Origin of the sequence: Aliiroseovarius sp. F20344 (assembly GCF_023016155.1) — a bacterium.
Lineage (GTDB): Bacteria > Pseudomonadota > Alphaproteobacteria > Rhodobacterales > Rhodobacteraceae > Aliiroseovarius.
On sequence record NZ_JALKBG010000008.1, the window covers coordinates 466,909 to 479,718 of the forward strand.

The 12,810-nt window shown below is 49.8% G+C and carries 6 protein-coding genes and 1 tRNA gene; 5 read left to right on the forward strand and 2 right to left on the reverse strand.

The window, feature by feature from the left end; genetic code table 11:
* Positions 1 to 2: 2 nt before the first annotated feature.
* From MWU55_RS11280 to MWU55_RS11295, 4 genes are all read left to right on the forward strand, one after another.
* Positions 3 to 4,037 carry an AAA family ATPase gene (locus tag MWU55_RS11280; RefSeq protein ID WP_246936274.1) on the forward strand — a complete coding sequence of 1,345 codons (4,035 nt, stop codon included), beginning with the start codon at positions 3 to 5 and terminating at the stop codon, positions 4,035 to 4,037.
* A gap of 157 nt (positions 4,038 to 4,194) precedes the next feature.
* On the forward strand, positions 4,195 to 5,361 hold the full coding sequence (locus MWU55_RS11285; RefSeq protein ID WP_246936275.1) for a toll/interleukin-1 receptor domain-containing protein: 1,167 nt from the start codon (positions 4,195 to 4,197) through the stop codon (positions 5,359 to 5,361).
* The gene (locus MWU55_RS11290) at positions 5,358 to 6,290 is read left to right on the forward strand and encodes a hypothetical protein (RefSeq protein ID WP_246936276.1); all 933 of its coding nucleotides are present in this window, start codon (positions 5,358 to 5,360) and stop codon (positions 6,288 to 6,290) included. The genes MWU55_RS11285 and MWU55_RS11290 overlap by 4 nt, the downstream gene beginning before the upstream one ends.
* 572 nt (positions 6,291 to 6,862) lie before the next feature.
* Positions 6,863 to 8,548: a CHAT domain-containing protein gene (locus MWU55_RS11295; protein WP_246936277.1), complete on the forward strand. Its 1,686-nt coding sequence runs from the start codon at positions 6,863 to 6,865 to the stop codon at positions 8,546 to 8,548.
* A 146-nt stretch (positions 8,549 to 8,694) separates the two neighbouring features.
* Here the strand turns inward: MWU55_RS11295 and MWU55_RS11300 are convergent, their stop codons facing one another.
* Complete coding sequence (locus MWU55_RS11300) at positions 8,695 to 10,989, reverse strand: WD40 repeat domain-containing protein (RefSeq protein WP_246936278.1); 2,295 nt, start codon at positions 10,987 to 10,989, stop codon at positions 8,695 to 8,697.
* An 858-nt stretch (positions 10,990 to 11,847) separates the two neighbouring features.
* Positions 11,848 to 11,921: transfer RNA gene (locus MWU55_RS11305), tRNA-Cys, on the reverse strand.
* Positions 11,922 to 12,120: 199 nt separating this feature from the next.
* Between MWU55_RS11305 and MWU55_RS11310 the strand changes: the two genes are divergently transcribed.
* Positions 12,121 to 12,774 carry a protein-L-isoaspartate O-methyltransferase gene (locus tag MWU55_RS11310; protein WP_246936279.1) on the forward strand — a complete coding sequence of 218 codons (654 nt, stop codon included), beginning with the start codon at positions 12,121 to 12,123 and terminating at the stop codon, positions 12,772 to 12,774.
* Positions 12,775 to 12,810 lie beyond the last annotated feature (36 nt).

Consider the following 12,810-nt stretch of genomic DNA (forward strand, 5'->3'; position numbering starts at 1 on the left):
CAATGGAAGCGGTACTAAGTGATACACCCTATCCAGGTCTCGCGTCCTTTTCACGTCATCAGTACGACATCTTTTTTGGTCGAGACGACCATATCGATGCAATGTTGGAGAAACTGAGTGAATCTCATTTTCTATGTGTGACGGGCCCCTCCGGCTGCGGAAAATCTTCGCTTGCCCGCACCGGGCTTTTTAATGCACTCGAATCCGGCTTTCTGCATGGGTATGGATCCGATTGGGTGATCTGTGACTTTTCCCCTGGAAATGAACCGATTTCGCGATTGGTTTGCGGACTTGCACGTGGAATTGTTCTTGGCGATGCGATGAACGAGTTGGATGCCAAGCAGCAAACCGAAGTTGATGAACTTGCAGCCTACTTCCATAGCAGCATAGAAAATGCATCAAGTAATCTGAACCTAGCAGCGGACAAGATGTCCACCTTGAAAGATCGCCCAGTAGCCATTCTGGTAGATCAGTTTGAAGAGCTGTTTCGTTTTGCGCAACGAGACCGCCACGAGGCAGCACGCTTTGTAGATGTTTTGCTTAAGACCGCCAAAGCAGCTGGACGCATATTTGTGATTATCACTGTGCGCACCGAAGAATTGTCACGCTGTGCACGCTATCCTGGATTGACGGAAGCTATCAACCAAAGCCAGTTCCTCACGCCCACATTAGATCGCTTTCAGCTTCAGGAGGCCATTGAAGGTCCAATCCGGTTGTTTGGGGGGGAGGTCGAACCATTGTTGACTGTCCGTATTCTGAACGATCTTGAAAGGGAGATGGATAAGCTACCGTTGATGCAGCACGCTCTTAGGTTGCTCTATAGTAAGAAAAAGCAAGCGGATCCAGATAAGGCTCCAATCATCGGCCTTGATGATTTCACCGCAGAGTTTAATATCTCGAGCCGGATATCCATAGGCGAACCGCGGTCCGCGCTGCGCGAGGCAATGTCATACAGATTGGATGCGATTTATCGGGACCTTCCGAAGGATCTAAAACGAGTCACTGCTCGGGCGTTTTGTGCGCTGACAAATGTGTCAAGCCAAGGCCGCGATATCCGAAATGCGCTGGATCTGCACGAACTAGCAGAAATTATCAACGAACCTGTCGACAAAACAGTCGCACTCGTTCGCAGATTTGCTGAGGGCGAAACTGGGTATCTTCGCTGCGATGGCAAGTTGGACGGAACTGACAATCCCAAAATTGACGTTACACATGAATGCGTTCTTCGATTGTGGCGACGCCTTCAGGAGAGATGGTTACCCAAAGAGCTAAAAAACGGACAGTTTCTTAAGGAGATCGCTCGCCGAACTCAACGTCGTAAAGAGTTGTTGAACAAACCAGGTGGCTGGCGGGCGCGCCTTATGGGAGACGGTTTGTTCCGTGGAGCTGAACTGAAGCGTTATGCCGGTTGGTGGAATGATCGCAGCTCCAGACCAAATGGGGCTTGGGCAAGGCGGTATTTAGACGAGGTTAATACTGAAACTGGGCGTGTTTCATCAAAGGGATCACTACCTGTGACCTTTGCGGGAACTCTTGATTTTATGAATAAATCGATGAATGCCGCAAACAGAAGGACATGGGTTGCGGCTGCTGCCACGGTCAGCCTGATCGGTTTTGGAGCCTATAGTTTTAATGAGGATCTAAAGGACGAGAGGACAAAAGTAGCACTTGAACTTAGAAGCACGCATGCGCGTCTTGAGTTGGAAGAGCAACGAAAAGATGCGGCCGAGCAGAAGAACCGCGCGAATGTTGCGAATGCTGTCGCAGCGCTAAACCCTAGCGAACTTGACCAGAATCCTGTTGAAACTATCGCACTGGGGATCGGTGTAATCAACTCAGCACGTGCCGCCAGTGTGGGCGAAGACACGATGACGTTGGCTAAGAATAAACTCTGGCTAGCAAACTTCCATACTTTTGAACGTCAGCGTCTGCAGCTGGGATCGGGCAGGGATGGTGATGTATACGCTGCAGATTTTGCCAGAGATGGTGAGCAGATCATTACTTGGACGCACGTCCCGGAGCTGAGCATCTGGTCGATGTCGAACTCTTCCAAACCTGATACCGTGATCAGTCTCGCGGACAGCTTGACAAAACCCGAACGCAAAGCAGGGAGATCAATGCGCGTTGCTCCGGATGGGCATACCGTTGCCGTTGGAACTTGGCGTGGCGCTGTGGCGATGGTTGACCTCAACACTGGTTCTGTTCTTGAGCTATACGCGGGCCCTGATCCGGATGCATCTGCTTCAGTGTTGGATGTCTCTTTTTCCACCGATGGGAATACTTTGGCAGCAGGATCCCTGGATGGTACTGTTCGTGTTTGGGGCAATTCTGCGCAGGATGGACTGGAGGGATGGAAGCTCCACACTGAAATCCGTCATCAAGCGCCTGTCTACTCGGTTGGGTTGAATGATGATGGGACACTTTTGGGCGTTGGCCTTGAGAACGGGATGGTTTGTCTTTCAGCAATAAAGATTTCTGGGTCAGACCGCGTTTGCGACGGTAACGGACATGTAAGTGGACAAGCTGTCAAGGCCATAAGCTTTCGGCCTGGTGGAGAATACTTTGTAAGTGCTGGCAATGATGACACCGCAGTGATGTGGGCCTACCGCCCAACTCCAGGCAATGCTCTAGGGTTTGTGCCGGTGGAACTTGGTCCAAGAATCTGGTTCGATAGTGATGTCTGGGATGTTAATTTTGATCAACTCGGCACCTACATGGCGGTCATTGTATGGGATGGGGCGATCAAAGTTTTTGATGCTGAGAACTGGAAACCGCTCTCAACCTTCCGCGGTCACACTCCTCCAACACGCACTGTACGCTTTGATCCCACAGGGCAGTATCTTGTCAGTGCTGGGCACGACAATACTGCGCGTATCTGGTCCCCTTTTGCGTCTCTTGGAACGGACGAGAAGTTTAGCTTCAGATTTGAAAGCTCCAATCCAGATCGAAGGCATCGCGCCATTCGCAATCTCGCATTTGGGCCTAACGCTGGCTGGATTGCCTTCACGGATCGAAACGATGTTTACATAAAGTCAGCAGAAGGCCCTGTTCAGCTATTGGAGGTGCCACGTAACTTCGATGGCATCGTGCCTGAAATTATTGACCTTGCGGTGGGCGAAATGTCGGGCCATATCGCGGCTTCTCTCGTCACGCCACAAGTTCAGCTATGGAAGCCAACAGGCGATGAAGGTCAGCTTCAGAGCATCACACTGGATCTGAGTGTAGACGAATTTGATGATGATCTGAGCCGACGCCCTGTTGCCGTCCACCCTGAAGGCAGCGCAGTCGCAGTCGCGGTGTTGGATAGCACTGGAAACACGAACAGTTTTGGATTTCGTATCTGCGCGCTTTCAGCTGATGGCCTGCAGCCAAGCTGTGGGGCACCAATTGTGATCAAGCAGGTGAATCCAGAACTGCTGCCGGATCAATGCGCGAACGAGCCGCCGCGCTTGAATGAACTTGCGTTTTCCAAAGATGGCAAACTCTTAGCCGCAGCCGGTCAAGACTGTGTCGTGCGCCTATTTGAAATCGACGGTGAAAATTCCAAGTTTAAAGGGCTCGTGACGGGGCACGTTGGCTCGATCACGTCACTGCATTTTTCCACTGACAACGAAAAACTAATAACCGGCGCGTCGGATTGGTCCGGACGCATTGAAAATCTTAAGACCGGTAAAGTGGTGCAGCTGCTCGGGCCACACCGATCTGCTTTGACAGGCGTTCGACTTTCACCAGCTGGTCAGACGGCTGTGACCGTCTCAGTTGATGAGCGTTTAATTGTCTGGGATATGGAAGACGGTAAACCATTGTCTGTTATGCCTGGCCACTCCAGTAGTATTTTTGCACTTGATATCGCCAAAGATCAAAATGGCCGTGTTTTGATCGCAACCGGATCACAGAATGGCGAACTTCAGGTAATTCCGTATTTTGAAAAAGTTAGTGCGCTACAGGAATTCTCGCGAGGCACCCTGTTAAAGGTGGTCGGGCAGGAAGCTTTGGACGCGTTAGTAGACGGCCCCAACAACGATTTGGCTCAATAGCAAAAATGGAATAAATTTCAGTTTCAGACGAACTATTTGAGCGCTCGGGGACGCTTCGCTCAAGCGCGATTCTGTCATCTGCGTGTGTAAGCGGCGAGCGATCGTAAACTGTGATAGAATTGAGATCGAAACAGCTAAAGGATTGAAACAAGACCCCATGCTTTCAACACCCCTACAGGTTTCGATATTCTTAAGTGGCAAAAACCAGGAATCTAATGATTACCGCAAAGCTTTTGTCGACGCATTTCAAGGTGGTGGCTCAGGTTACCTTGCGGGAGCACCGGATACCGGAGTTCCTGTACGTGAGTTCCTGAAAACGCCTCCTGAACCGCCGGCGGTTATGTTGGCCAGCGCTCTACATACTCTCAATATCGTTTTGGTTAGCCGAGACATATTGAATGACACGTCAATGGTGGAGTGGCTAAGTCGACTGGCGGATTACATCTCTACTCTCAACCAGCAATCGCCTGAAACGCAAGGTCTGCTTGTTTTGGATCTTGATGGCTCACTAGACAAGTTCTTTCAGATGTCATCGTCGGACAGCTGGCCACAGTCTCTTGCAAGCGAAAGTTTGGGTGAACAAGCCGTGCGTCCTGTCATCGCAAGCCTCATTGCAATCCACCTCGCCTTACAAATCGTCAGTAGTGGCGCAAAGATGGGTGGCAAAATCATATTCTTCGTAAGTCATGCCAAACTGGATGGACAGCCATTTGCCGATGCACTTTCGCGACTAATCATGGAGCTTCCTGGGTTTGCCAAGTTCTATGATGCTCAGGATATTCCCATCGGATCGAACTGGCGTGAAGTTCTTGAAGAAGGAGTTCGGGATTCAATTATGATAGTTTTGCGGAGCACGAACTACGAGCTGCGCCCTTGGTGTCGCCAAGAAATCTTATGGGCTGAGGAATATTCCACCCCCTACATTGTGGTGGACTTGCGCCATAGTCTTATTGAACCAAGCAGCCAGTTTAATTTCGACAGGGCTCCCACCATTCGTGTACCGGATGGCAATCTATATCGCGTTGTATTTATTGCTTTGCGAGAGGGATTGAAGGCGCGAATGCACTCTCGGCTGGTCGAAGATCTTTTTCGCCAAAACATACTAAGTCGAAGCCACACAAAGATCTTGCCCCGCCTTCCAACTATGCTCTCAATTAAAGTTGCCTGCGCTGACACCGAACAAGGCACACAAACTACAATTGTTTACCCAGATCCTCAGCTGCACAAAGCTGAGAGGTTGGCAGCCAATGCGTTCGCGACCTCGTACTCAGGAGAATTACGACTAACGACACCCGAAACCTTGATGGTCGGAGGGCTGGAGTGAAAGCTGTGATGAGAGATCCATATAAGAAAACCGACCCGCTTCGGGGTTTGACCCTCTCCATTTCGATCTCGGAAAGCCAGGATGCAAAGGATAATGGTTACACGAAGCGAGAAGTGAACCGCAGTGTGCGTGATATCTCCCGGGCTGTTTTGGCGCAAGGTGGTCATGTCGCATTTGGACATGACTGGCGAGAAGATGGAGTTATGGCCGAGGTTATGCGGATGGTAGTGGATTATCAAAGTCAACAATCGGGCTCAATGTTTGGGAAAATCCCAATGACGAACGTTGTACCTTGGCCTCGCAGAACGAGCATCCCTGAAGACCTCCGAGAGCGCTATCGGGATGTATTGAAGATCATCGAGATGCCTCCTGTAGAGGCGCAAGACGGAATCAGTAAGATGAGCGAGTTTATCGCAGAGGCAAATGCGCTTACCCAGGCGCGCATTGAGCTCACTAGGCGATCAAATGCGCGGCTCTGCATCGGTGGTCGCGTTCGCGGTTCAAGTGGATTTTGCGCGGGGATCGTTGAAGAGGCCGCGCTTTGCTTTACTGCAGGACTTCCTTTGTACGTAACCCGGCATTTCGGTGGTGCGAGTAGCCAGGTAATTGCGGCGATTGAGGGCAAGAATACGATTGAACTGGAAGCATTCTGGGCCTCTGGAGGGGTTGCGTCTGCGCTTGTCGAACAAGGGAAAACTGACGATCTGTTTTATAACCGTGCTAACATTTTTGGTAAGTTTGGGATCCGCGAGATTTCAAGAAAAAACGGATTAAGCATCGAGGAAAACCAACAACTATTTAATGCGCGCAGTATGGCCGAAGTAATTGGATTAACTCTGACAGGATTGGGACGGGTGGCCCGGACGATACGGAACCGGGACCATATCATCAATGAGAGTGGTGCTCAGGATCGCTCGGAACACGGCTAGCCGAGGAGAATTCAGGTGCCCGGACGTATTTCACAGCTTAACATTAGCCTGCCCTTCGGTCTTGGCGGGGTCACAGTTGACATTGGCCGTGCAGAGCAAGAGGCGGGATGGAAACTCTATCCCGAATTCAGTACGAGAATTTCGACTCAAACGCTCACACCCAGTTCCGGATCAGTTCGAGAGACACTTACTTCGTTGCATTCCTTGTTTGGAATTACACGCGAGATACTTAAGGAGGCCGGCCCGGACATCGGACATAGCCCTGACAGTCTTGGGCTTGTGACAATTCGCGTCCTTAACGAAGGTTTGCGACCTTTCCTGACTAGGTGGCACACAGCCTACGGCGACTTTGAATTGGAAACTGGTCTTCGGCTAGCTAAGGCATATAGCTTGCAAGTAGTGCCCATTGCGCATGTTGATCAAGCGGGTTGGAGCGACCATACTGCCTTTCACATAGAGCTTGAGAACGTTCGCCAAGAGATGCGCGTGTTTGCACAGCAGCTTGCCATAATCGTTGGTTCCGAGCCTCCTGATTGTTCAACCAATGCTTCGCTGAGGTAAGAGGTGCATACATGACTGGCCAAAACTTCCACATCTCTGTCGAACTCGTTTGCGGAAACTTGGCAAATGTAGAGACCGACCTGTACATAATCGGCCTTTTCGAAGATATAGCCCCAAAGATGGCCTTCTCGACGCTAGATGGCGTGCTAGAAGGCGAGATTATGGAACTGTATCGTGCGGGTGCATTGGGCGGCCATTTGGGCCAGGTTATTTCCCACGATACAACAACAAGTGACCTTCTCGCCGACCGCATTGCATTTGTAGGACTTGGTCCGATTTCTCAACGTCGTCCACAAGATCTGTGGCAAGTCGGAAAACTGCTTGGAAAATGGTTGGCTGATGAAGGGGTGATTGATGTTGCGACGGTCCCGATCGGTCTTGGGTCGGGTTTTTCATCTCATGACGTGATTTGGTACTATCTAGCGGGATTAATATCAGAGTATGCGGAGCATGCGAAAACAACAACATCTCTAAAACTACATGTCTGCGACTTCTCTGTATTCAATTGCCTGGATTTGCGCACTGAAATCGAACGCGCGATGCTGCAGAAAGGACTCAAAAGTTACAGCTGGAGTCTTACGTCAACACGCGTTGATGATCTTGTTGCAGCGAGCCGCGTTATGATGGAGCTGTCAGAAGACGCGTCCAATCTATTTATCAGGATGGGCGAATTTCCCCAAAAAACAACGAACAGGGTGGAGTTGGAGCTGATTCACATACCCCCCAACGCACCAGCTGGAGCTACTACGGTTCGCAGGTCCGTCGATCTCACGTTGTTGCAGCAGCACATTCATCAATTCAATGGCGCTACTCCAATCGGTTTCAAGGAAGGGGTCAATCTAGCAACATTTCTGCTTGGAGAGCATGTGGTGACCGAGCTAGCACAAGCGCATCATCATGGGCCGCCGATCGTTCTGTGGCACGACGCAGGCGCATCAATCGTACCGTGGGAATCGATGTCATTTCCTGAGCTGGCTTTCCCGGCTACAAGAATGTCATTTAGTCGACGTTTCTTAACTTCTAGAAAGATTGCTAATCCCTCAATTAATGACAAAAAACAGGAGTTCAGCGTGTTGTTGATTGTCGATCCAACATGCGACTTGCCCGGCGCTAGGTCAGAAGGTGGCCACGTCCGGAGAGCGCTGCAAGCTCGACCGGATGTCGGCATTGTCATTCTAGGGCAGGATGAAGCAACACGAGAACGCGTTCTTGAGGAGCTGCAAGCACGAAAGCATGATATCGTTCATTTTGCAGGCCATGCCTTTTACGATCCAGCCAACCGAGAAGGCAGTGGTTTGATATGCGCTGGCGATAAAGTTGTTACGGGTCACGACCTGTCGGGCATTGAAAATTTACCACGCATGTTAATCTTCAATGCATGTGAAACTGGACGGATCAGAAGCGGTCGCAATGGGTCGAACAAATCCGAGCCTACGATTGCAAACCGAATGGAACGAAACATCGGTCTTGCAGAAGCGTCTATGTCGGGCGGCGTGCATCACTTTATTGGTACCTATTGGCCTGTTGGCGATGCCGCAGCAAAGGCTTTCTCAATTGGATTTTACACGTACATTCTAGACGGTAGAGCTGTCGGAGAAGCAGTTATGCGCGGCCGGCAAGAAGCCTTTAAAGTTTCAGATGTAGATTGGGCTGACTATATTCACTACGGCGACCCTACGGACAGGATTCATCACTGAGGGTGAGATATTGGTTCACGCAATGATGGTCAGGCTAATATTGCGAGTACCTGGGATGTTCATAAAAGCGGACAACTCTGTGCTTTCTATTGGAACCAAGCATTTCGGTTACCATATCAAGATGATGTAGCGAGCCTGTTCTCTGATTAGCGAATTTTTGACAGTGCTGCTTGTAACCGCGTAGCCAGGTTCTCGCTATCCAAAGACGTAGGCAAAGGTAATTGCAGGGTCTGATGGCCAACTCCTACAAGGATCGCGCTTTCATCATTCGAAAACTCGACTGATTGCTGCCCATCAATCGGCCACGTTCCGATCCTGGCACATGTCTTGCGATCATGCATCCGAAGTGCATATCGGTCAGCCACAACGACAAATCGACCACTTTTCGATACTGCAACAGTTTCGGCGTCTCTGCCGGACGCATAGCCCACACAGTCCCAACTTCTGTTGCTCGAATTTGATGTTTTCGGTCGGGTATCTAGAGCTGGCGAAGTGGGAACCTCTTTATTTCCAGCCTCTTGCGCAATGTCGAGACGAAGCCATCTTTTTCGAATAAAGAAACCTTTAGGGAGCTCCCGTCGATAGCTGAAGACGTCAAGCCCATCAGTTACAATTATGTTATCCAACAGGCCCAAATACGAAAGATCTCGTTGTGCAGGATGAGGATCATCAATCTCCAAGAATTTTCGCCCAATTGTCGCCATGTCACGGCCCAACAATGATGAAGAAACAGTTTTCTGCTGCTCCCAATCAACCAAACTCGCACAATGCAAATCTTCCTGGCGATACTGTTCGTTTGTAACTTTTAGGACCCAGGGCCTTTTGTCCACGAAGGAGAGCCTTTCTTTCTGTACCGGATACTGGCCACACAAGAACGCGCCCTTTGTTGCAGGAAGTGTCAACGGGCGAATTTCCGAACAGCCTTCTGCAACGTTGAAGTCTGCAATGAAGAAACCCCCGTCGTCAGCGATTAATCCCAGTCGTTTTCCGCTTGGCGAAAATCGTAAAGAAACAATATGGATATCGCCTTCATGAATGTTGCACAGTAACTCATCTTCGATGAAATTGAATACAGCTACACCAGTTTTGGTCTGCGCTGCCAAGACTGTCCCATTCGGGTGCAGGTCGAAGGAATGATCCGGCTTTCCTGACATCCCGGTATCGTATCTGCTAAATGTATGTCCAACGCTCTGCCGAGATTCAACATCAATAATGTCGACACCCCTGGAGCTCGCAACGCCGACCAAGCCTAGGCCATCTTTTGAGACAATTTCTTCAATCGCCGTCAGATTTAGATTTGTGCTAAAAGTCTCGACGGTATCGGTGTCGAAATCCCAGAGTAGAAGTTCCCCAGCGAACCCTCCGTAAAGTGAGGCGTCTTGGTCCGAGATGACTTCTACGGCAAAAGATGTATTTCGCGGAAGTTGAACTTGATTGATAAGGGCGCCTGTTTGCATCGACCAAAGTCTGCCCCAGCGTGGCGAATTGCGTCCTCCTTCCGTAAAATCGACCTCAACTGTAGCAAGCAGTTCGCCAGTTGAATTTGTGTCGGCGTCCTTAATATGAAACTTCATTTCTTCTGACGAACCGATTGCTAAACCATTGAAAACTGCAATGGCCGCCGATATCGCTAGTGGGTCGTATGCTTGTATCCATTCATCAGGTTTTGGTAAGGCATCTTTAGCCCTGGATAGAGCTTCAGGCATATGACCCTGTTCCGTCAGACTGATAGCAGCGACTGCCGAGACCTCAGAGTTGCTTTCAAGCGAAGATACCAACTGCCGATATGCTGTATTTGCCATCCATGCAGTTACCAGCAGCATCGCGAACAACACGACAGACGTAATTGTGACGATACGCAAGCGTCGCTGTTCAATACGTGCTCCTTTGAACGACGCTTTGATCGCATGGACCACGTCCACATCTGCGGCCCGGTAACCGTTTGAATGTAACCCGCTACTGTCTTGAATTTTTAGAATGGGGTCAATTATTCCCCCATCGCTTTGCTTTATCATCTCGCTGTGTACCCAACCACTTAGACGATCGTTGTTCGGAGCGCGAAGGGCTTCTTCGACGGATCCATCCACGTCTACAATTAGTGGTATCTTTCCCATTTTCAGAAACTGGTCGGTTTCCTTCTTGACCCAGATTGAATCGGAAAGGGCCGCGGGCGTAGCAACAACTAACAAATGGCTGGAGTTCTTAACTCTGACTTTTGTTAATAGATCTAGGTTGTTTCCGGCGTGATAGTCTTCGATATCGAAATGTACCGTAAAGTCCTTGCTGAGCGCAGAATGAAGTGACTTTGCATAGTCCGATCCATCACTTTGGCTGTAAGCAATGAAAAAATCGTACCCGAACAATGCGTTGGTAGTCTTTGATATATATTTAGCGATTGAGTTTAGAAGCAATAGAGGAGCGTCCAGCAAATAGATGTTCACCTCCTTCCGGCAGAGATTGTTTAACTTTCCATAGTTGGTAGCCGTACGGTGAAGTCCTGAGAATGCGACAGCCAAGGTTGAAACAATACCATAAAAGTGAGTTTAGGTCACCGAGGACTCAGTTAGCTAGTCGAGGTAGATTGAACTCAAGCAAATGGTAGATTTTATCTTCAACTAAGTGTTCGTTTTCTGCGTCACTTCGGCGCTACATAGATCAATTGTGAAAGGTCAGATTTTCCTACACCTCCTGAAATTCTTGGCAATGGTCCTCGCTAACCATGATGTGCAAAAGGTCATTTGGCCCCTTAGTTCATCCCAGAATTGGGCGATGAGTTTTGTACGGGATCCGTTCTCCCCATACATCGTTTGTTGAGACAATGCAGCATTGTACAGACGGACTTAAACCAAACCTGAATGGTTCGAAGCGGTATCGCTTCGTCGCAACCCTACCTGATAAAGAGGGAGTAATGCGTAGGGCTAGCAGGTTCTTGAACTTATCAACAACCTCGCTCGGGAAAGACACAACTATCGATCGCATTTCGTCAGCTGCAAACGATGAAGTTGCTGCGAGCTATCTCAAGAATCCAAAATTTCCAAACTCTCATGCGGATCGTTTGTCGACTGCTCAGTTGGTTTAATAGATTGAGCTAGTCTAGTTGCAATCAAAAAATCTTGTGACTGAAGATGCAGACAGTTTTCTCACATGAATGTTTGGCGTGGTTTATTGAAATGAGAAACTAGGAACGGGCGCTTCAGTTCGGTGCTTTTGGCCTGTGGTATTTTGGGTGGGTAGATGGCGTATTTGAAATGAAGGGTTGCAGAACTATTCATTTTTAATAAGGGGTTGGGGGAAATTAGTGGAGGCGAGTACCGGAATCGAACCGGTGTACACGGATTTGCAATCCGCTGCGTCACCACTCCGCCAACTCGCCATCCGTGGTGTGGGGGTTCTCTAGCGCGGGTCTTGGGGGGATGTCCAGCCCGGTTTCGCAGTCAGTTGTGTGATTTTCTGACACATGCTTTGCAAATCGGTTGCCGGTGCGACCAATCATACCCCAAAGCCTTGTGGGATTGCCGCCAAATGATAACTATGGCAAGAGAAACCAACGACCTCAGAAACATAGGCCAGCCATGACAGATTTCGCCGCACGCCGCACCATTATGGTGGACACGCAGGTTCGTCCCTCGGATGTGACAAAATTCCCGATCATTGATGCGATGTTGTCCATTGCACGCGAGGAATATGTGCCTGATGGAAAGCGCGAGGCGGCTTATGTCGGTGAGAACATCGCGCTGGATGATAACCGTGTGATCCTGGAGCCGCGCACCCTTGCTAAGATGTTGGATGCGCTGGATATTCAGCCAGATGAGCTGGTGTTGGATCTGGGCTGCGGTCTTGGATATAGCGCAGCAATTCTGGCCAGCTTGTCGGATTTCGTGATTGCGGTGGAAGAAGATGAAAGCCGCGCCAATGAAGCGCAGGAAATTCTGTCTGCGCAGGGGGTCGACAACGTTGCTGTTGTTGCTGGCCCGCTGGCTGAAGGCAATGAAAAGAACGGCCCGTATGACGTGATTATGGTGCAAGGGGCGGTTGAATCCGTACCATCCCAGATACTAAATCAACTTAAAGATGGTGGCCGCATGGCCTGTATCTTTGCAGAAGGTATGTTGGGAACTGCGAAAATCGGGTATAAGATCGACGGAGAAATGGTGTGGCGGCATGGATTTAGCGCTGGCGCACCTGTTGTAACTGGGTTTGAGGCTCCTCGCGAATTCGCGCTTTGATCAGGGGCATTGTATTGGGCAAGTCATTTTAGGCAG

What these genes read in the sequence shown, in the direction of transcription:
- MWU55_RS11280 (WP_246936274.1), top strand. Translation starts at nt 3, where the DNA reads ATGGAAGCGGTACTAAGTGATACACCCTATCCAGGTCTCGCGTCCTTT.
- MWU55_RS11310 (WP_246936279.1), top strand. Translation starts at nt 12,121, where the DNA reads ATGACAGATTTCGCCGCACGCCGCACCATTATGGTGGACACGCAGGTT.
- MWU55_RS11295 (WP_246936277.1), top strand. Translation starts at nt 6,863, where the DNA reads ATGACTGGCCAAAACTTCCACATCTCTGTCGAACTCGTTTGCGGAAAC.
- MWU55_RS11285 (WP_246936275.1), top strand. Translation starts at nt 4,195, where the DNA reads ATGCTTTCAACACCCCTACAGGTTTCGATATTCTTAAGTGGCAAAAAC.